The organism is Agrobacterium burrii (assembly GCF_017313405.1).
GTDB classification, from domain to species: Bacteria; Pseudomonadota; Alphaproteobacteria; order Rhizobiales; family Rhizobiaceae; genus Agrobacterium; species Agrobacterium burrii.
This window is the reverse complement of the sequence record NZ_JAFLNA010000007.1, coordinates 273,998-295,146: the sequence shown is the minus strand read 5'-3', so window position 1 is coordinate 295,146 and position 21,149 is coordinate 273,998. Positions and strand designations below refer to the sequence as shown.

Annotated in this window: 16 protein-coding genes and 2 pseudogenes; 8 read left to right on the top strand and 10 right to left on the bottom strand. The window is 57.8% G+C overall.

What is annotated here, in order from left to right; genetic code table 11:
• Positions 1-4: 4 nt before the first annotated feature.
• From JZX89_RS15315 to trbI, 4 genes are read left to right on the top strand one after another with little or no spacing between them, the layout of a single operon-like run.
• Entirely contained in the window at positions 5-682 is a 678-nt protein-coding gene (locus JZX89_RS15315; protein WP_207134576.1) for a conjugal transfer protein TrbF, read from the top strand.
• Positions 683-699: 17 nt separating this feature from the next.
• Positions 700-1,551: a P-type conjugative transfer protein TrbG gene (trbG, locus tag JZX89_RS15310; protein ID WP_207134575.1), complete on the top strand. Its 852-nt coding sequence runs from the start codon at positions 700-702 to the stop codon at positions 1,549-1,551.
• Positions 1,551-2,027 (top strand): conjugal transfer protein TrbH, encoded by a 477-nt coding sequence (gene trbH / locus JZX89_RS15305; RefSeq protein ID WP_207134574.1) that lies wholly within the window; start codon positions 1,551-1,553, stop codon positions 2,025-2,027. Before trbG ends, trbH begins: the two co-directional genes overlap by 1 nt.
• 11 nt (positions 2,028-2,038) lie before the next feature.
• On the top strand, positions 2,039-3,361 hold the full coding sequence (trbI, locus tag JZX89_RS15300; protein WP_207134573.1) for an IncP-type conjugal transfer protein TrbI: 1,323 nt from the start codon (positions 2,039-2,041) through the stop codon (positions 3,359-3,361).
• An 88-nt stretch (positions 3,362-3,449) separates the two neighbouring features.
• Here the strand turns inward: trbI and JZX89_RS15295 are convergent.
• The 10 genes and pseudogenes from JZX89_RS15295 to JZX89_RS15250 all read right to left on the bottom strand — a co-directional run.
• Positions 3,450-3,894: pseudogene (locus tag JZX89_RS15295) on the bottom strand (SDR family NAD(P)-dependent oxidoreductase); the annotation flags it as partial.
• 202 nt (positions 3,895-4,096) lie between these two features.
• Positions 4,097-5,436: pseudogene (aptA, locus tag JZX89_RS15290) on the bottom strand (omega-aminotransferase AptA).
• A gap of 23 nt (positions 5,437-5,459) precedes the next feature.
• Positions 5,460-7,907: a GcvT family protein gene (locus JZX89_RS15285; RefSeq protein WP_207134572.1), complete on the bottom strand. Its 2,448-nt coding sequence runs from the start codon at positions 7,905-7,907 to the stop codon at positions 5,460-5,462.
• On the bottom strand, positions 7,904-10,351 hold the full coding sequence (locus JZX89_RS15280) for a GcvT family protein (protein ID WP_207134571.1): 2,448 nt from the start codon (positions 10,349-10,351) through the stop codon (positions 7,904-7,906). Before JZX89_RS15280 ends, JZX89_RS15285 begins: the two co-directional genes overlap by 4 nt.
• A gap of 23 nt (positions 10,352-10,374) precedes the next feature.
• Positions 10,375-11,310, bottom strand: coding sequence for an electron transfer flavoprotein subunit alpha/FixB family protein (locus tag JZX89_RS15275; protein ID WP_207134570.1), 936 nt, complete (start codon positions 11,308-11,310; stop codon positions 10,375-10,377).
• A 24-nt stretch (positions 11,311-11,334) separates the two neighbouring features.
• Positions 11,335-12,084, bottom strand: a complete 750-nt coding sequence (locus JZX89_RS15270; protein ID WP_207134569.1) for an electron transfer flavoprotein subunit beta/FixA family protein — start codon at positions 12,082-12,084, stop codon at positions 11,335-11,337.
• Between the two features lie 18 nt (positions 12,085-12,102).
• Positions 12,103-12,924, bottom strand: a complete 822-nt coding sequence (locus JZX89_RS15265; RefSeq protein WP_207134568.1) for an ABC transporter permease — start codon at positions 12,922-12,924, stop codon at positions 12,103-12,105.
• Entirely contained in the window at positions 12,921-14,192 is a 1,272-nt protein-coding gene (locus JZX89_RS15260) for an ABC transporter permease (RefSeq protein WP_207134567.1), read from the bottom strand. Before JZX89_RS15260 ends, JZX89_RS15265 begins: the two co-directional genes overlap by 4 nt.
• A 58-nt stretch (positions 14,193-14,250) precedes the next feature.
• Complete coding sequence (locus JZX89_RS15255) at positions 14,251-15,312, bottom strand: polyamine ABC transporter substrate-binding protein (protein WP_207134607.1); 1,062 nt, start codon at positions 15,310-15,312, stop codon at positions 14,251-14,253.
• A gap of 120 nt (positions 15,313-15,432) precedes the next feature.
• Positions 15,433-16,527: an ABC transporter ATP-binding protein gene (locus tag JZX89_RS15250; protein ID WP_207134606.1), complete on the bottom strand. Its 1,095-nt coding sequence runs from the start codon at positions 16,525-16,527 to the stop codon at positions 15,433-15,435.
• A 344-nt stretch (positions 16,528-16,871) separates the two neighbouring features.
• Between JZX89_RS15250 and JZX89_RS15245 the strand changes: the two genes are divergently transcribed.
• The 4 genes from JZX89_RS15245 (at position 16,872) to JZX89_RS15230 (ending at position 21,078) form a co-directional block, all read left to right on the top strand.
• Positions 16,872-17,513, top strand: coding sequence for a helix-turn-helix domain-containing protein (locus JZX89_RS15245; RefSeq protein ID WP_246746727.1), 642 nt, complete (start codon positions 16,872-16,874; stop codon positions 17,511-17,513).
• 116 nt (positions 17,514-17,629) lie between these two features.
• Entirely contained in the window at positions 17,630-18,481 is an 852-nt protein-coding gene (gene purU, locus JZX89_RS15240) for a formyltetrahydrofolate deformylase (RefSeq protein ID WP_207134566.1), read from the top strand.
• A 9-nt stretch (positions 18,482-18,490) separates the two neighbouring features.
• Complete coding sequence (locus JZX89_RS15235; RefSeq protein ID WP_207134565.1) at positions 18,491-19,426, top strand: bifunctional 5,10-methylenetetrahydrofolate dehydrogenase/5,10-methenyltetrahydrofolate cyclohydrolase; 936 nt, start codon at positions 18,491-18,493, stop codon at positions 19,424-19,426.
• Positions 19,423-21,078 (top strand): electron transfer flavoprotein-ubiquinone oxidoreductase, encoded by a 1,656-nt coding sequence (locus tag JZX89_RS15230; RefSeq protein WP_207134564.1) that lies wholly within the window; start codon positions 19,423-19,425, stop codon positions 21,076-21,078. Before JZX89_RS15235 ends, JZX89_RS15230 begins: the two co-directional genes overlap by 4 nt.
• The last annotated feature ends 71 nt before the right edge of the window (positions 21,079-21,149 follow it).

Here is a 21,149-nt window from a genome sequence, read left to right as displayed (position 1 = left end):
AACCATGACTGGGCCCAATCCGCTCGACAATCCCGATCTTGCAAATCCCTATATCGCCGCTCGCAATGAATGGAACGAGCGCTATGGCTCCTATGTCAGATCCGCCGCCGCCTGGCGCATCGTCGGCATAACTGGCATGACCATGGCTGTGATCGGCTTTGCCTACGCGCTGTACCAAAGCACGCAGGTCAAGCTCGTTCCCTATATCGTCGAGGTCGACAAGCTCGGCACGGCCGTCAACGCCGGATTTCCGCAGCAGATCGAATATGCCGATCCGCGTGTTGTGCGTGCCACCCTCGGCAGCTTCGTCTCGAACTTTCGCAGTGTGACGCCGGATGCGGTCGTGCAGAAGCAGTACATCGACCGAACCTATGGGCTGCTGAGGACAGCCGACCCGGCGACCGAGAAGGTCAATGCCTGGTTTCGCTCGAACTCGCCCTTCGAGAAAGCCAAGAGCTCGACAGTGGCCATTGAGGTCAACAATATCGTCGCGCTGTCGAACCAGAGCTACCAGTTGGACTGGACCGAGTTCGAGCGAGACCGGCGCGGCAAGGAAACCGCCGTCCGCCGTTTCCGCGGTATCGCCACCGTGACCCTGACGCCGCCACAGGACGAGGGCGTCATTCGCTTGAACCCCATCGGTCTTTATCTCCGCGACTTCGACTGGACAGCACAGCTTTGAAAGGCATGGCCCCGAACATGATCATACCACGCACAAGAACACGGGCCACGCTGACGGGCGCGCTCGCCTCGGCACTGTTAGCGTCTTCAGTGGTCGCTCCTCTGCATGCATATGCTGCCGATGACGTCACAGCCAACGAAGCAAAGGGCATGGGGATCTCCACCCAGTGGCGCGGATCTCGCGGTTTGGTCACCAAGGGTGCCGACGGAAAGGTGATCTTCCTCTACGGCGAGGTGCAGCCATCCGTCGTCTGCTCGCCGTTGCAAGTTTGCGATATCGAACTGCAAGGAGGCGAGGTGGTCAGAGACGTGCTGGTCGGCGATACCGTGCGCTGGAAGGTAGAGCCCGCGACTTCGGGGGCTGCCGGCGGTCAGGCAATCCACCTGATCGTCAAGCCTTCGGAGCCGGGGCTTGTGACCTCGATGGTGGTCACCACATCCAGGCGGACCTATCACATTCAGCTCAAGTCGCATCCGACCCGGTATATGGCACGTGTCGGCTTTGAATATCCGGAGGACGTTTCGACAAAGCTTGCCGACATCAACGCCCGGATCGAGGCGAGCACCATCCCGGACGCAGGCGTCCCTGCTGAACAGTTGAACTTCAGCTATTCTGTTTCGGGCAGCGCCGGCTGGCGACCTACACGAGTCTATTCCGATGGGCTCAAGACCTACATCCAGTTTCCTCGTTCGATCTCCGGTCAGGATGCACCTGTTCTATTCGTCACCTCAGGCGGGCAGAACCGGATCGTCAACTACAGGATGAAGGGCGACATGATGGTCGTCGATTACCATGTCGATCGCGCTGTGCTCGTTTCCGGCGTGGGTTGGAAACAGGAAAAGATTACCATCAAGCGGGGAGGGCGGTAATGAGCATCCCTCTCTCCCATTCGCGCGCCTTGCAACCCCTCCGCAACTTCGCCGCAGCCTGCGCCCTAGCCGCCCTTCTTTCCGGATGCCAGTCGATAGGGACTGACAGTGTCGTGGCCAGCAGCGCGCCGCCGGAAATCTCCGGTCCTGCCGCCAGCGCCATCGCCGGCGATCTGGTGAGCCGCCTTGCCGAACAGATCGGGCCGGGAAAAGCGACCGTTGCGCTCAAGACTGATACCTCGCCCTTCGGACAGGCAATGGAAGCGGCGCTGAAGGGATGGGGCTATGCCGTCGTCATCGACCAGAAGACAGATAGCGGCGCAACCATCATCCCGCTCGCCTATGTGATCTTAGACGTCGATGGTCAGGTGCTAGCTCGGCTTTCGACAAACAGCGTCGAGCTCGGCCGCGCTTATTCCGTCACGGCAAATGGCGCAACGCCAGCGAGCGCCTTGTCGCTCATGCGGCGCGGGTGAGGGAGGGTCCAATGGTGCAATCCCTCAATCTTGGCGGCGCGCAGAATAGCCAGGCGCAATCCGGCATCAAGCGGATCAACCGCCTGCCGGTCGTCGTCATCATCGTTCTTGCGCTCGCGTTCCTTGGCGTCATCTTTTATGGGCTCGCCTCGCGCGGGCTTTACTTCGGCAAGGACACCGGCCCGGAGACCAGTTCGGGCAATCCGGCCTCAACCTATGCCGACCAGATCAAACGCGGCGTTACCGATGGTATTATCGGCGAGCCGCAGCAGCAGACCATCTTTCAGCCGACGCCAATCGAGACAAAGCAAACGGAAGACAAGACGAACAATCCCTTCACGCCGCAGCCAGGGCAACAAGAGGTGCAGCAGCGCGGTCAAGAGCTCGAAGCGGAAGCCGTCTGGCGTGCCCGTCTTCAGCGAGAACAACAGGAGCAGCTTCTGCGTGAGCAGCAGCGCCAGCGGATGGCCCGCCTGCAGGCAAACAACGCTGCCTATGATGCGCCGCTTACCATCGATCGCGGCAAATTGGATGAGCGTGCTGAAACGCATGATGCGACCGCGGACACGAAAGCAAGAGCCGCAACGACGTCGACAAACACTGTAAGTGGTCCTGATCTCTACGCGGCCGCGTTGCGCGCCGGGCTCGGTGGTCAAAACGTTGATCCCAATGCCCAAGGCGCCAAGGAGGACTTCTTCAACGCGGACTTGAAAGAGCTTGGCTACTTGCCGAACCGTGTCGTGCCCCAACAATCGCCCTTCGAGCTCAAGCGCGGCTCTGTCATTCCGGCAACTCTGATCACAGGCATCAATTCAGATCTGCCGGGGCGGATCACCGCCCAGGTGAGCCAGAGCGTTTACGACAGCGCGACAGGCCATCGTCTGCTCATTCCGCAAGGAACGAAGCTGTTCGGCCGTTACGATAGCAAAGTGTCATTCGGACAGAAGCGCGTGCTCGTTGTCTGGACCGACATCATTTTCCCGAACGGCTCGACTTTGCAGATCGGCGGCATGTCGGGGACAGATGCGCAAGGGTACGGCGGTTTCAGCGACAAGGTGAACAACCATTATTTGAAAACATTCGGCTCGGCGGTGCTGGTCGCCCTGATCGGGACAGGTATCGATATGGCCGTTCCGGAAAGTTCGACGCTCGCGACCCAGGACACGGCCTCGGATGCGACGCGGCGGAATTTCGCAGAAACCTTTGGGCGGGTTGCTGATCGTACCATCCAACGGAACATGGATGTTCAGCCCACGCTCGAAATTCGTCCTGGCTACAAGTTCAATGTACTCGTCGATCAGGACATCGTTTTTCCTATACAATCCAGGAAGTAAGAAAGGCAAGTGAGGTTCGAATCCTGTCAAGGCGATGGAAGGACTCGAAAGCAGCCTCCCATCGGACAAAGCTTAACCGGACGTGCAGTCATTCGTGACCGGCGAAGTCGGTCGAGACCGAGACGGTGCGCCATTTGGAGAGAATGGCAGCGTCTTGTGCGTGTTTTTTCTCGATCGCGGCGACCGTGTCGCTACCGAGCGGCAGGCGGACCGGCGGATTGGGGGCATCGGTAAAGGCAATGAGCGCCTCTGCCAGCTTTTTGAGGGTCGCCGGGTTGGTTATGGCTGAGACCGGCCGCTATGGTTCTCACCTTGCCGACAGTTTCTGCATAATCGCCGATGATATTGCCGCTGACCCACAACGATGAGCTGTCGAGGAAGTCGGTGCGGAAATAGCTCGGCTCTACGACGGTGACGTGGATTCCAAGCGGCGCCAGTTCGTCATGAAGGGCTTCGCACAGGCCTTCGACCGCAAATTTCGTCGAGGAATAGACACCCAACCCGGCCGCGCCGCGATAGCCGCCGATCGATGCTCCACGCCGACGCGCAAAACAACCTTTCGACTGCAATCTTCGCCCTTTTTTCGAGGCAATATGGCTGAATAAAGGGCAGGCACGTCGGTTCGCGGCTTCACAGCGAGTTGTCGTAAATCCGAATTGGTTCAAGGCCGGGCAGTTCTGGATGGCAATGGGGAACGGGAAAGCAGGAACACTGTTATTCACGTCCCCCTTCACGTCATTCGGCGCGATCGATTGCGTCCGCAAGCAACGAAACGATGTCGTCGATCTGGCTCGTTTCGATCGTCAACGGTGGAGACAGCGCGATGATGTCCCCAGTTACACGGATCAAGACGCCGCGATTGAAGCAATCGACAAAGACGTCATAGGCACGCGTCCCGACGGAGGTTCCGCGTGGTGCAAGCTCGACCCCGGCAACAAGACCGATCGTTCGAATGTCGATGACGTTCTTGCGCCCCTTTAACGCGTGGATAGCGGTTTCCCAGTGCAGTGAAAGTTCCGCAGCACGCGTTAGGAGCCCTTCCTTTTCGTAGATTTCGAGCGTGGCTAGACCGGCGGCGCATGCAACGGGATGACCGGAATACGTGTAACCATGGAACAGTTCGATTGCAGATTCTGGGCCTTGCATGAGAACGTCGTGTACCGCCGAACTGGTAAATACCGCTCCCATCGGGATAACACCGTTGGTAAGACCCTTTGCTGTGGTGATGATATCGGGTGTGACGCCAAAATAGTCGACAGCAAACGGAGTACCCAAACGGCCAAAGCCGCTGATGACCTCGTCGAAGATCAACAATATGCCATGCTTGTCGGCTATGGCACGAAGACGTTCGAGGTAGCCTTTCGGAGGGAGCAGGACCCCGGTGGAGCCGGCAACGGGCTCTACGATTACGGCTGCTATGGTTTCGGCACCGTGCAGCCCAACCAGGCGCTCCAGATCGTCCGCCAGATCGGCGCCGTGTTCAGGAAGACCGCCTTTCGTAAATGCATTTTTGGCAAGGTCGTGGGTATGGCGAAGATGGTCGGTGCCGGGAAGGGTTGGGAATACACGACGGTTGTTGACGAGACCGCCAACGGAAATACCGCCGAAGCCGACGCCGTGGTAGCCGCGCTCCCGCCCAATCACCCGCGTACGCGTTCCCTGACCGATGGCGCGCTGATATGCGATCGCGATCTTCAGCGCCGTGTCAACGGATTCTGAGCCGGAACCCGTATAGAAGATCTTGTCGAGTTTCTTGCCATCCTCGCCTGGCGCGGTATCGGCAAGGCGTTCGGCAAATTGGAAGGCGATAGGATGTCCCATCTGAAACGACGGCGCAAAATCGAGCGTCATCAGCTGGCGCTCAACGGCCTGGGCAATGGATTTCCGACCGTGGCCAGCATTCACGCACCATAGGCCGGCAGTGCCGTCCAGCACCTTGTTGCCATCGACATCGTGGTAATAAATACCCTCGGCCGAGGCGAGGAGGCGAGGAGGCGAGGGGCTTTCTTGAACTGCCTGTTCGCCGTAAAGGGCATCCAGTAGCTATCGAGATTAACGGTGTTGGCGATCGTCATTTTGGGTACTTCCTAGGCCATTGTTAGAGCTTGGTCCGTTCTGATTTCGGGTCATACATTGGCCGTATCGATGCGTCCGCCGCAAACCGCTGGCCTGCCACTTCGATTTCGTAGACCGACGCAAGAACCTGTTGCTCGGTTTCTCCCTTGCACGGCACGTAACCCATGCCGATCGCGCCACCGAGGTGATGGCCGTAGTTGCCCGACGTGATGATCGAGACGATTTCCCCGTCACGCACCAAGGCTTCGTTATGGAAAAGCAGGGGTTCTGGGTCACGTAGCTTGAACTGCAGCATCCGGCGTTCGAGACCGGTCTCCCGCTTTTGGACCACGGCATCCCGACCGATGAAGTCACCCTTGTTGGTTTTGACGGCGAACCCGAGCCCTGCTTCCAGAACGTGGTCTTCGTCCGTAATGTCATGGCCAAAATGGCGGAAGCCCTTTTCGATACGGCAGGAGTCAAGAGCGTGTAACCCGCACAGCTTCAGGCCGAACTCTATCCCAGCGTCCTCAAGCGCTTCAAACACATGCGCTGTCTGGTCACTCGACACGTACAGCTCCCAGCCCAACTCGCCGACATAGGTGACACGATGGGCGCGGGCCAAGCCCATCCCGATCTCAATTTCCTGAGCGGTGCCGAAGGGGAATGCTTCATTGGAGAAATCATTGGGGCTCACACGGGTAATGACATCGCGAGCCTTCGGTCCCATCAGAACCAGAACGGATTCGGCCGCCGTGACATCTGTGACAACGACGAACTCCTCCTGACGCATCTGCTTGCGCAACCACGCAAGGTCGCGTTGCAGCGTGGCACCTGGGACGACCGCGAAGAAGGCAGTTTCCGAGAGGCGTGTGATTGTGAGGTCGCTTTCGATGCCACCTCGATTGTTCAGCATCTGCGTATAGACGATGCGTCCCGAAGTGACATCCATCTGGTTGGCGCAGACCCTTTGAAGTAACGCCAGGGCATCACGACCCTCGATACGGATTTTACCAAAGGAGGTCATGTCGAAGAGACCGACACCGTTTCTGATTGCGAGGTGCTCTTGCTTCTGGTTCTCGAACCAGTTCTGCCTCTTCCAGCTATAACGGTACTCCCGCTCCTGCCCTTCGTTTGCGAACCAATTGGCGCGCTCCCAGCCGGCAACTTCGCCGAACACGGCACCTCGCGCCTTCAGATGCTCGTGCAAGGGAGACCGACGAATTCCGCGGGATGTCGCAACCTGCCGATAGGGGAAATGATCTGCGTAAAGGAGACCAAGTGTCTCCGTCACACGTTCCTTCAAGTAGGCGCGGTTTTTCTGGAATGGCTGGGCACGCCGGATGTCGACTTCCCAGAGATCGAACGGAGCTTCGCCGTCATTCATCCACTGGGCGAGTGCAAATCCTGCGCCACCCGACGACGAGATGCCGATGGAATTGTAACCGGCGGCAACCCAGTAGCCCTTCAATTCAGGCGCTTCGCCAAGATAATAACGGTCGTCCGGCGTGAAACTTTCCGGCCCGTTGAAGAAGGTGTGAATGCCGGCTGTTTCAAGCATCGGCATCCGGTTGACGGCCTTCTCCAGGATAGGCTCGAAGTGATCGAAATCTTCCGGCAGCTGGTCAAAGCAGAAATCTTCGCGGATGCCATTCATGCCCCATGGCTTTGCCTTCGGCTCGAACGCGCCAAGCAGCATCTTGCCCGCGTCTTCTTTGTAGTAGGCACACTCGTCCGGCACGCGAAGAACGGGAAGCCGCGAGAGGTTTTCGATGGCTTCGGTGACGATGTAGAAATGCTCGCACGCGTGAAGAGGCAAGGTGACCCCGGAGCGGGCCGCAAGGTCACGGCCCCACATGCCACCGCAATTGACGACCAGATCCGTCTCGATCGTCCCTTCATCTTCGCCCTGTGCCCATGACACGCCCGTAACGCGGCCATCCTTCTCATTGACCGCGGTTACCTTGACATTCTCGATGATTTTCGCGCCACGCTGACGTGCGCCCTTGGCCAGCGCCATGGCGATATTGGCGGGGTCGCATTGCCCGTCCAAGGGCAAATGAACCGCGCCGACGACGTCTGCGATGTTGAGGTGCGGATAGAGGTTTTTGACCTCCTCCGGCGAGATTTCATTCACATCGATGTCGAAAGCCCTCGCCAGTGTCGCCTGACGGTAGATTTCTTCCTTGCGCTCGTGCGTCAAGGCAACCGTGATCGAGCCATTCTGACGCATGCCGGTCGCAATGCCGGTCTCCTCTTCGAGCTTCACGTAAAGATCGGCCGAGTATTTCGCCAGGCGTGTCATGTTCTGTGAGGCGCGAAGCTGGCCGATGAGGCCGGCTGCGTGCCACGTCGTTCCCGATGTCAACTGCTTGCGTTCGAGCAGAATGATGTCGGTCCATCCCAGTTTCGCCAGGTGGTAGGCCACCGAGCAACCGGAAATGCCGCCGCCGATAATGACGACGCGTGCCTTGGCAGGAAGGTTACTCATGCGCGAATTCTTTCGTTCTTAGGGTCCCAGAGCGGTTCGTCAGCATGGACGGTAGCCGCATGTCGTTGGCCAAAAATTTCAATTTCGAGTTTGGTGCCTGGTTCATGCAGGTCGGAGCGCAGCATGCCGAGGGCAATTGACTTGCCGACGCGGTGCCCATAGCCGCCAGATGTGGTTTCCCCGACGATCGTGTCGCCGAGCCAGATGGTGGACATGTAAGGCGCATCGAAATTGCCTGCATCGACGGTCAAAGTCGCAAACCGTTTTTTCACGCCCGCCTGCTTTTCGCCCGCCAATGCCGCTTTGCCGAGGAAGTTTTCCTTGTCCCACTTCACGAAACGGTCGAGACCGCCCTGCAGGATCGTGTAGTCGGTCGAAAGGTCACCTTTCCAGGTGCGATAGCCCTTTTCGAGCCGCAACGAGTCCAGCGCGAACATCCCGAACGGACGCAGCCCGAATCCCTTGCCAGCGTCCCAAATTGCATCGAATACGGATGGTGTATCCTCGATCCGGCTGTGTATTTCCCAGCCGAGCTCACCGGCGAAAGACACGCGGATGATCCGGCAGGGTCGACCCGCGATCTCGGTCGCTTGATGTGTCAACCATCCCTTCGAGAGGTCGCAGGAGGTGAGGGACGCCAATATATCGCGCGAGGCCGGGCCAGTAAGGATCTGGCACGAATACTGTTCCGTGACGTCGCTGATGGTCGTGCTGCCACCTTTCGGCAGATGTTTTTCCAGCCATTCGCGGTCATGCCACTGGGCCACTGCTGCAGTGATGAGCACGAACTCGTCTTCGTCGATCGCCATGACCGACATTTCGGTCACGATACGTCCCTTCTCGTCCGCGAAGTAGGCCAGACCAATGCGACCGGGCTTCGGCACGAGACCAGTAGTCATGCTCAGAAGCCATTCGCGTGTGCCGGGGCCTTCAACCTTGAATCGCGAAAAGCCCGGAAGGTCAAGGATGCCTGCATGGTCACGAACGGCGAGGCATTCTTCACGAATGCGCTGCTGCCACGGTCCCTCTCGGCCAAATGTCTCGGTTGAGTGCTCTGACGTATCGTCGCCGGGCTTCGCGTACCAATTGGCTCGTTCCCAACCATTGTATGCACCGAACTGGCCTCCGAGTGCCTTGATGCGATCATGGATCGGAGAAAGTTTCCTGTCGCGGCCTGCTGGCCACATATGTTTAGGAAAATGAATGGCATATTCGTTGCCATAGACTTCCATGGCCTTGTCCACGCAGTACTGCTGGTCAGTATAGTTTGTGAATCGACGCGGATCGCAGGACCACATGTCCCATTCAGTCTGGCCTTCGGTGACCCATTCGGCGAGCACCTTTCCGGCACCACCGCCCTGTGCGATGCCGAAAGTGAAGACACAGGCCTCGAACGCGTTGGGTACGCCTGGCATCGGCCCGATCAAAGGATTGCCGTCCGGAGTATAAGGTATAGGACCGTTGATGATCTTGGATAGGCCAGCGGTGCCAAGGATAGGAACACGTTCGACGGCATCATTCAGATACCATTCCAGGCGATCGAGGTCGTCTGGGTAGAGCTGGAATGAAAAATCCGCAGGCATCGGATCTTCAGCAGTATTCCAATGTGCGCGGCAATTACGCTCATACGGACCGAGATTCATCCCGGTCTTTTCTTGACGCAGATAGTAGGAACTGTCGACATCGCGCAGAAGGGGCAGTTTGCCACCATTCTCCTTCGACCATGCAGCGAGTTCCGGGATTTCGTCGAAGAGGATGTATTGATGGCTCATCACCGCCATCGGAACGTCTCTGCCGAACATACGGCCCACTTCCTGTGCGCGGTAGCCGGCGGCATTGACGACGTAATCGCATCGGATGTCACCTTTCTCAGTCGAGATCACCCATTCCTCTTTGTCGCGGCGCACGGATGTCACAGGGCAAAAGCGGATGATCTTGGCACCCATGTCGCGGGCGCCCTTGGCAAGCGCCTGGGTGAGTTGGGCAGGATCGATGTCCCCATCGTTGGGATCGTAGAGCGCACCCGTGAGATCGTGGGTTTCAAGGAAGGGGTAGCGGCCCTTGATCTCATCGACGCCAAGGACCTCGATGTCCATGCCCTGATAGCGTCCCATTCCCTTGACGCGCTGGAACTCCAGCATGCGCTCATCAGTATGGGCGAGCCGTAGCGAGCCGGTGACATGATAGTTCATCGGGTAGTCGACTTCGGCGCCAAGTTTTTTGTACAGCTCGGTCGAATAGCGTTGCATATTCATGAGCGACCAGGAGGACGAAAACGTCGGAACGTTACCGGCCGCGTGCCAGGTAGAGCCGGACGTCAGCTCATTCTTTTCGAGCAGAACGCAATCCGTCCAGCCAGCCTTGGCGAGGTGATAGAGGCCAGACACGCCAACGACTCCGCCACCGATGATGACCACGCGCGCTCTTGTTGGTACTTCAGACATTCAATCTTCCCTTAATCGTTTTGTCAAAGAGCTCGCTGCAGCTCCGGCAGCGCTTCAAAAAGATCCGCCACGAGACCGTAGTCGGCGACCTGGAAGATCGGCGCTTCCTCGTCCTTGTTGATGGCGACGATGACCTTGGTATCCTTCATGCCGGCGAGGTGCTGAATGGCGCCGGAAATGCCACAGGCAATGTAAAGGTCTGGCGCGACCACCTTGCCGGTCTGGCCGACCTGCCAATCATTGGGGGCATAGCCGGCATCGACGGCGGCTCGCGAGGCCCCGATCGCTGCACCGAGCTTGTCAGCGACCGGAAGGATGACCTCCTGGAATTTTTCCGACGAACCAAGCGCCCGACCACCGGAGATGATGATCTTTGCCGAGGTGAGCTCCGGTCGATCCGAAGACGACAATGCATCCGACACAAATGCCGACAGTTCGGAAGTGACCGCTGTTGAAAGGGCCTCAATGGCAGCAGGTGATCCACTACCCGAGGGCATGGAGGAGAACGATGCAGTGCGAACCGTGATCACTCTCGTGACGTCTGTTGACTGGACCGTTTGGATCGCGTTTCCGGCGTAGATAGGCCGCCGATAAGTGTCGGCGGAGAGGACTTCGATGATTTCGGAGATCTGGGCGATGTCGAGCAAAGCTGCGACGCGCGGCAAGACGTTCTTGCCGGTCGAGGTGGCGGCCGAGATGATCGTGTCATAGCCATCGGCAAGTGATACGATCAGGGCCGCGAGCGGCTCTGCGAGATTGTTGGCAAGATCATCGCTTTCGACGAGCAGAACCTTGGAAACACCGGTGAGCTTAGCCGCAGCCTCCGCTGCACCTTGGGCAGCCTTGCCGGCAACCAGAACATGAACGTCGCCGCCGATTTTGGCAGCAGCGGTCAGCGTCTTGGCGGTCTGGTCGGAGAGCGTCGCGTTGTCATGATCCGCGAGAAGAAGAATGGTCATAATCGTATTTCCTTTCGCGATCTCTTAAAGGACGCCGGCTTCGTGTCTCAGCTTGTCGACCAGTTCGGCGACGGTCTTGACCTTCACACCGGCCTTGCGGCCATCTGGCTCCTCTGTTTTCAGAACCTTGAGGCGTGGGCTGGTGTCGACGCCGAAATCGCCCGGTCTTTTCTTGTCGAGCGGCTTCTTCTTTGCCTTCATGATGTTCGGCAGCGAGGCGTAGCGCGGCTCGTTGAGGCGCAGGTCAGTGGTAATCACGGCCGGCAGCATGATCTCGATGGTTTGCAGGCCACCGTCCACTTCGCGCGTTACCTGCGCCTTGCCGTCACCGATTGCGACCTTGGAAGCGAACGTGCCCTGCGCCCATCTGAGCAGTGCCGCCAGCATCTGGCCCGTCTGGTTGCTGTCGTCATCGATCGCCTGTTTGCCGACGATGATCAGGCCGGGTTGCTCGGCGTCTGCGACGGCTTTGAGAATTTTTGCGACGGCCAGAGGCTCGACGACCCCCTCGGCCTCGACCAGGATCGCCCGGTCAGCGCCCATCGCAAGCGCCGTACGCAACGTTTCTTCCGCCTTTGCCGGGCCGATCGAAACGACGACAACCTCGTCTGCTAGGCCGGCTTCCTTCAGGCGAAGAGCCTCCTCGACGGATATTTCGTCGAACGGGTTCATCGACATCTTGACGTTAGCGAGCTCGACGTCGGAGCCGTCCGGCTTGACGCGGATCTTGACGTTGTAATCGATCACTCGCTTTACGGGAACAAGGATTCTCATTGGGCTCTCCAAAAGCAATTATTCCATATCAGCGCTGGCGGCGCGTTCCTGGCGGGACTGAAGGGCATTCGCTGTCAGCATCAAAGCCGCAGCGAAGAGGATGAGCAGGGTGGCAACGGCGGTAATCGCCGGGCTGATCTGTTCGCGCAAGCCCGACCACATCTGGCGCGGCAGTGTCTTCTGCTCTGCGCCGGTCACGAAGAGGGCAACCACGACGTCATCGAACGAGGTACAAAACGCGAAGATCGCGCCGGCAACCACGCCCGGCAGGATCATCGGCAGCATGACCCGGCGGAACGCCGTTGTCGGCGATGCGCCGAGGCTGGCTGCAGCGCGCATCAGCCGGTGGTCAAAGCCGGCAAGCGTTGCGGCGACGGTGATCATCACGAACGGAGCACCAAGAGCCGTATGGGAAAGAACCAAGCCGGTAAGCGTGTTCAGCAAGCCTATATCGGCATAGAAGTAGAATATTCCGACTGCGGCGACGACGACTGGAATGACGATCGGCGAAATGATGATTGCCGAGATGGTCATTTTCCAGGGGCAGTCCGGACGATTAAGTCCAATTGCCGCGAGGGTTCCCAGAACGGTCGAAAACAGTGTCGCGAAAACGGCGACGATGACACTGTTCCAGGCTGCAAGCTGCCAGTCTGCAGAGGCAAAGACCGACTGATACCAGCGAAACGAGAAACCGGGCATCGGGTAGGTAAAGAACGGTTCTGCGTTGAACGAAAGAGGAACGATCGCAAGGATCGGGGCCATCAGGAAGAAGAGGACAAGCGCGGAGAAGCTGCGCAGGGCCCAGCGCGCGCTGCTGGCCCGAGGGCGGACTATACTCATGCTTTCACTCCCGTGCGACGGCCATAGGCGATGACAAGCGCGGCATACAGCGCGACGACAATGGCGAGCAGGACAAGCGCCAAGGCAGCTGCCATTCCCCAGTTGGACGATTGGTTGACGAAATAGGCGATGAAATAGCTCAGCATTTGGTCTCGCGGGCCGCCGACCAGTGCCGGGGTGATGTAGTAACCAAGCGCCAGGATGAACACGAGAAGAGCACCGGCGCCGACACCTGGAAGGGTCAGGGGCAGATAGACCCGAAAGAATGCCTTGTAGGGCGGGGCGCCGAGCGATGATGCCGCGCGCCAATAGGTCGGGGGAATGCCTTTCATGACAGCGTGAACCGGCAGGATCACGAACGGCAGCAAAATATGCGTCATGGCAATGACGACACCGATACGATTGTGGACCAGTTCCAGCGGATCGGTGATCAGGCCGAGGGTTTTCAGGATCGAGTTGACCACCCCGTTGCTTTGCAGCAGGACAAGCCACGCGGTTGTGCGTACCAGAAGCGATGTCCAAAACGGCAGGAGAACCAGCATCATCAGCCATCGTGCCGTCCGCGCATCGGTCGACGCCAGCATGTAGGCGAGGGGATATCCGATCAGCACACATAGCGTTGTCACCGCGAGGCTGATCAGCAATGTGCGCATGAGAACATCGACATAGATCGCGTCCTGAGGTGCTGGCTTGATCGATCCGTCGGTGGCTCTCTCAAGATCGACGGCCTTCAGCAGATAATAGTCGGTCCACTGTGGTGAACCTCTGGCGATCGTTCGCCAGGTTTCGACAGCGCCCCATTTCGGATCGATCGAGACAAGCGCTTGCCTCGCATCGCTGGGCTGGATTTCGCGCAACGCGCGTATGGTTCCGGTCAGCAGACTGCGAAAGCCTGCATCGAGATAGTTCAATCTCTTGGCGACTTCGGCGATACGGTCTCTTGGTGCCGCCTTAAGATCGGAGACGAACGCCGTGAATGTCTCTTCGGAAGGCAGGGTTTGCCCGTTCCAATTTGCAATCAGCGGCGCCGTCGACACGAGTACGGCGGAGATTTCGCGATTGTCGATTGCCCTTACCAAAAGCAGGCCGATCGGCAAAAGAAAGGTCACCAACAGAAAGATCAACATTGGGGCGATGAGGGCAAGGGCCTTGAAACTCCCACTCCGGCGCGAACGCGCCAGCCTGCTTTTCAGCGCCGCATCGGGCGCAGCAGGAAGCCGGTTGCCTTTCGGGCTGTTAAAACTGCTATGTTGTGCGGAAAGGGCCATCGTGAATCTCGCCAAATCTTAAGGGAAACCGGCGGGGACGTCCCCGCCGGAATTGTGCTTATTGTGCGAGCCAGTTGTTGAAGCGCTGGGTCAATTCCTCGTCGTGGTCGGCCCAGAACTGGGCGGAGATGGAAAACGAAGTCTTGGAATTTTCAGCAGCCGTCGGAAGGTTCGGAAGCACTGCCGGATCAACGAATTTTGCGGCTTCGAGGCTTGCGGGGCCATACGGAATGTATTTCGTCTGCTCTGCCATGTTCTGCGGCTTCATTGCGAAGGCGACGAACTGCTTGGCGAGGTCGAGCTTCTTGGTGCCTTTCGGTATCGCCCACATATCCCAGTCAAGTGCTGCACCGTCCCAGACGATCTTGAAGTTCTTGCCGCTGCTCTTTACCGCATCATAGATGCGTCCGTTATAGGCCGTGGTGATAGCAACTTCGCCATCGGCAAGAAGCTGCGGTGGCTGAGCCCCGGCACCCCACCAGACTTTGACGTTCGGCTTGATCTCATCAAGCTTTTTGAAGGCACGATCGACGCCCTCGGCAGTAGCGAGAACCTTGTAAACATCAGCCGGCGCGACACCGTCGGCGATCAAAGCGAGTTCCAGGGTCGATTTCGGCGACTTGCGAAGCGAGCGGGCGCCTGGAAATTTCTTCACGTCCCACAGATCAGCGACCGTTGCGGGACCACCGTTCGGGAATTTGGAAGCGTCATAGGCAAAGATATAGGCGAAGGCGACATTACCGATTGCGCATTCCAGGGCAGAGCCGGGGATGAACTTGTCCTTACCGCCCAGGCTGTCATAGTCGATCGGCTCGAGCCAGCCTTCTTCGCAGCCCTGCAATGCATGGCCGGGTTCAACATCGACGACGTCCCAGCTTACCGCGCCGGTTTCGACCATGCCCTTGAGTTTGGCGGTTTCGCCGCTCCATTCGTCGGTAACGATGGTCGAGCCGGTTTCCTTCTTGAAGGGCTCGAAATAGGCCTTCGACTGACTTTCCTGGTATGCGCCGCCCCACGACGCAATGGTGAGGCTGTCAGCGGCGCTGACGATGCCCGTCGTCGCAGCCAAAAACGTGGTGCAATAAGCAATTGTCGCAGATCTGGATATGATTTTTTTCATCATTTGCATTCCCCTATTGTTGGTGTTCATTCACAGCCCAAGAACGGTCCGTTTAAGGGGGCCGCCCATGCGCCATTCAGGCCGTAAAGTCTTGCTGCGGCTCTGAACCCGGCACTTGGATCACTGGAGTGCGGAGCAGTCCGGTTCACCCCATCCAATCCTGATTGTCCTGCCCTTGCTCAACGCGATGGTTCGCAGTGATCCGGCAGCGACTTTGATGACGATGTCCTGGCTGCCCAATGCAGAGACGCGGATCCGGACGTGATCGCCGAGATAGATGACTTCCTCGACAACGGCAGCGGAGGTATTGACAGTGTGGCCTTCCGGCTCGATCTGGATCTTTTCCGGCCGCAGCGACAAGATTGTCCTGTCGCCCGCTTGCAGGACGCCAGCGTTTACCTTGGCACGCACGAATTCCGCTGTGCCGTCCAGCTGGACTTGACAGAACGCGCCCTCGACGGACTGGACTGTACCTGGGAGCGCGTTGTTGTCGCCGATAAACCGGGCGACAAATGGATTTGCCGGGTTTTCATAGATGTCGCTCGGCGAGCCGAGCTGCTGGACTATGCCGTCGTTGAAGACCGCAATCCTGTCGGACATTGTCAGGGCTTCGCTTTGATCATGCGTGACGTAGACGATCGAAATGCCCAATTGCTCGTGGAGATGCTTGATCTCCAGCTGCATGTGTTCGCGAAGCTGTTTGTCGAGTGCGCCGAGAGGCTCGTCCATCAGCACAAGCGAGGGCTTGAAGACCAGCGCGCGGGCAAGAGCGATGCGTTGTTGCTGGCCTCCGGAAAGCTGTGCCGGGCGACGCGATGCAAATTGCCCCATCTGCACCATGTCGAGCGCAGCTATGACCTGCGCTTTCTGCTCGGCCTTTGCGACGTGTCGCATCTGCAAAGGGAACGCTACGTTCTCGGCAACGCTCATATTCGGGAATAATGCATAATTCTGGAAGACAACGCCTATTCCGCGGCGGTGCGGCGGCAGTTTTTCGATAGGCTTTCCGTCGAGGATGATAGTTCCCGACGTCGGAGACTCGAAACCCGCCAACATCATCAGGGATGTTGTTTTTCCTGATCCCGACGGGCCGAGCATCGTCAGGAACTCACCCTTCCGGATGTTCAGGTTCAACTTTTTCACGACGATATTTGAGCCGTCATAGGTTTTTTCGACCGCATCGAAGCGGACAATGTGATTTTCGTCGCGCTCCATCATCGACCCACCGCTAGGCAAATGGGTTTGATGGTATTCAGCGCTGTCAGTAGCCAATAGAAGTCCGACCGGACGGCGTTCTTGCGAGCGCCCCGTTTGAAAGCTGTCATGTTCCCACTCCGGTTGATAGCCTGATTTTTTCCCTCAGTGGGGTCAGTGCCGTAAATTCGGATGGCGAATTTATTTCATATAAAAATTCTTTTTACAAGCGTGAAAAAACGAGCTTGCTTTTTCACGAACAAATATTCAGTATCACCGCAAGGCAGATTGTGGTTGAAAAACCTCACCGGAAATTTCATGGAGGTAGATAGCGTCGCTTGCCGTAAATTTACGGGCAGGTGAAATTGATAAAAGATATCCGATATCTGTCGAGGAATGTGATGCCACCCAGGAATTTACGCAGAGGCGAAGATCCGAACACGGACGATGCGGCACCAGAGGCGGAAATCGGTAGCCAGCTCAGGGAACTGCGCAAGGTCAAGGGGCTCACACTACAGCAGGTCGCCGATGCGGCAGAAATATCCGTTGGATATCTCAGTCAGATCGAACGCAATCAGACGAAATTGCCTATCGGAGTGCTGAAAAAGATCAGCGGAACGCTTGGCGTCCACATGAACTGGTTTTTTCATGCCAACGACACACCGAGCCAGGAACGGGACGTCGTGGTGCGGTCGCACAACCGTCGCCGCTTCACCTTCACCGGCATCGGTATTGAGGAAGAATTGCTCTCGCCCAATCTCGGTGGACCTCTCGAAATGCTGATGAGCACGATTGAACCGGGCGCCGATAGTGGCGACTACAGCCATGATGGTGTTGAGGCGGGGTTGGTGATCTCCGGTCGGCTGGACCTTTGGGTATCGGGAACGTTCTTTCAGCTGGAAGAGGGCGACAGCTTTTCTTTCAAGAGTACCGAGATTCACAGATGCGCAAACTCAGGTGATGCGCCTGCCAAGGTTGTGTGGGTAATTACGCCACCGCACTACTAAAAAACGCGTCGCCCGGGCGAGCGGCCGGGCGCATGACATATCATCAGGACGTCTTCCCACTTCGCATTGCGGAGCGCTGGCGGCTGCCTGTTCGACGGCTAATAAGGGGAACAACCATGCCATCTAATTTCTTCCTGACGCTGACCTGTGAAGACAAGGTCGGTATTGTCGCAGCAGTGACCACGGAGCTTGCTGCAATTGGCGCGAACATTGCCGAAAGTAACCAGTACTGGGATCGGCACACCAACCGCTTCTTCATGCGCCTGGCGTTCACGACATCCGATGAAAAATCCCGGGACGACGTGGATAGGACACTGAAATCTGTGTCCGACCGGTTCGTTATGAAGACGAAACTCATTGACGTCTCTCGCAAACCGAAGATCATCATCATGGTCTCGAAGTTCGACCACGCCATGTTGCACCTCCTCTACCAGATTAGGGTTGGCTGGCTGAACGCCGAGGTCGTCGCCATCGTTTCGAACCACGAAGACAGCGCATCGACCGCGAAGATCGAGGGAATTCCCTACCATTGCTGGAAGGTCAACAAGGACAACAAGGCCGAACAGGAGGAACGACTGATATCGTTGGCAACAGAGACCGGAGCCGATCTCGTCGTCCTTGCGCGGTACATGCAGGTCCTGTCCGACAACCTCTCAACCCGGCTATTTGGCAAGATCATCAATATTCACCACTCCTTCCTTCCGTCATTCAAAGGGGCGAAGCCGTATCACCAGGCCTTCGACCGTGGCGTGAAGATCATTGGCGCGACATCGCACTACGTGACACCAGACCTCGATGAAGGCCCGATCATCGAGCAGGAAACCGAACGCGTGACGCATGCAATGAGCGCCGAAGACTTCGTGGCGACTGGCCGCGATATCGAAGCCCGTGTGCTCGCCCGTGCCGTCAAGATGCATCTTGAGTGCCGCGTCATGCTCAACGGTCACAAGACCATCGTGTTCTTATAGGGCATGATCATGGACACCCCATCTAAAATTCTATCTGGCAGAATGGTCTCCGACGATCTGCTGGATCGTCTAAAGTCCCAAACGTCGGCCCTTGCGGCGCTGGGCATCAAGCCGGGGCTTGCCGTGGTGATCGTCGGACAAGATCCCGCAAGCCAGGTCTATGTCAACGCCAAGGGCAAAAAGGCCGAAGAGTGCGGCTTCCTCTCTGTGAAGCGCGAACTTCCGGGCGAAACAACCGAAGCGGAGCTTCTCGATGTCATTGCGGTGCTGAACCAGGATCCCTTGATTCACGGGATACTTGTCCAGCTTCCCCTGCCAAATCACATTCGTGCCGACAAGGTCATCCAGTCGATTGCCCCGGAAAAGGATGTTGATGGCTTCCATTACGAAAATGTCGGCAAACTTGGAACGGGTGCTTTGGCTGATGCTTTCGTCCCGTGCACACCAGCCGGCTGTATGGTTCTCATCGAAACTGTTCTTGGAGCCGATCTGTCCGGTCTCTCCGCCGTCGTCATCGGCCGCTCGAACATTGTCGGCAAGCCAATTACCAACCTGTTGATGGCGGCGAATGCGACCGTCACGGTCGCGCACAGCAAGACCAAAGATCTGCCTGCGGTTTGCTGCCAAGCCGACATCCTCATTGCCGCAGTTGGACGGCCCTTGATGGTGAAGTCGAGCTGGGTAAAGCAGGGTGCGGTCGTGATCGACGTTGGGATCAATCGTCTGCCCGCGGAGCCGAATGCAGGCTCGAAATCGCGTCTGGTTGGTGATGTGGATTTCGATGACGTTTTGGTACAGGTGCGTGCCATCACTCCCGTGCCCGGCGGGGTTGGCCCTATGACGATCGCAATGCTCATGGCGAACACTCTTAAGGCGGCCTATACGGCACATGGCCTGTCACAACCGAATCTACTTTCAGATACAGCTTCCGGAATGACGAGATGACTGCCGCGATGGAACGCGAATCGATGGAGTTCGACGTTGTTATCGTCGGCGCTGGCCCTGCGGGCCTGTCTGCGGCGATACGGCTGAAACAGGTCAATCCGGACCTTACCGTCGTGGTGCTGGAAAAGGGCGCCGAAGTCGGCGCGCATATCGTGTCCGGCGCCGTGGTCGATCCGATCGGCATCGACCGTCTGTTGCCCGGTTGGCGCGAAGAGGAGGGGCATCCCTTCAAGACCGAAGTGAAGGACGATCAGTTCTTGCTGCTCGGCCCTGCCGGGTCTATCCGTCTGCCGAACTTTCTCATGCCGCCTTTGATGAGCAATCACGGCAATTACATCGTCTCGCTTGGTCTCGTCTGTCGATGGCTGGCGGAAAAGGCGGAAGCGCTCGGCGTCGAAATCTATCCCGGCTTCGCTGCCAGTGAAGTGCTGTATAATGACGAGGGCGCCGTGATCGGTGTCGCAACCGGTGACATGGGTGTCGAGCGAAACGGCGAACCTGGCCCCGCCTTCACGCGTGGCATGGCGCTGATGGGCAAATATGTGCTGATCGGTGAGGGCGTTCGCGGCTCTCTGGCCAAGCAACTCATCCAGAAATTTGATCTTTCCAGGGACAGTGACGTCCAGAAATACGGCATCGGCATCAAGGAACTCTGGCAGGTGAAGCCGGAGAAACACCGCCAGGGCCTTGTGCAGCACTCGTTTGGCTGGCCGCTGGGCATGAAGACGGGCGGCGGTTCATTCCTCTACCATCTGGAAGACAACCTCGTCGCCGTCGGCTTCGTGGTACATCTGAACTACAAGAACCCGTATCTTTATCCTTTTGAGGAATTCCAGCGTTACAAGACGCATCCGGCCATTCGCGATACGTTTGAAGGCGGCAAGCGCCTGTCCTATGGCGCACGCGCCATCACCGAGGGCGGATATCAGTCGGTGCCGAAGTTGACATTCCCCGGCGGCGCGCTGATCGGCTGTTCGGCCGGTCTCGTCAACGTGCCGCGCATCAAGGGCAGCCACAATGCGGTTCTTTCGGGCATGCTGGCGGCAGACAGGATTGCCGAGGCTCTGGCCGCTGGTCGTGCCAATGATGAAGTCATCGAGATCGAAAACGAATGGCGTGATACGGATATCGGCAAGGACCTCAAGCGGGTGCGCAACGTCAAGCCGCTTTGGTCGAAGCTGGGCACCGCGCTCGGTGTTGGTCTTGGTGGGCTGGATATGTGGACAAACCAGCTGCTCGGCTTTTCCATCTTCGGCACGCTGAAGCATGGCAAGACGGACGCGCAAAGCCTGGAGCCTGCGAAGTTCCACAAGCCCATCGCCTATCCAAGGCCGGATGGCGTTTTGACTTTCGACCGACTGTCATCGGTATTCCTGTCTTCCACCAACCATGAGGAAGACCAGCCGGTGCACCTTCAGGTGAAGGACATGGAGATTCAAAAACGCTCCGAACACGATGTCTACGCTGGTCCATCGACCCGTTACTGTCCCGCCGGTGTTTACGAGTGGGTGGAGCAAGACGGAGAACCGAACTACGTCATCAATGCGCAAAACTGCGTCCACTGCAAAACCTGCGACATCAAGGACCCCAACCAGAACATCAACTGGGTACCACCGCAGGGTGGCGAGGGGCCGGTTTATTCGAATATGTGATTTTGTTGAGCGAGAATGAAAATGGGATTCCGTATCCGAAGTCCAAATAGGTCAGCAAAGTGAACTGGCGA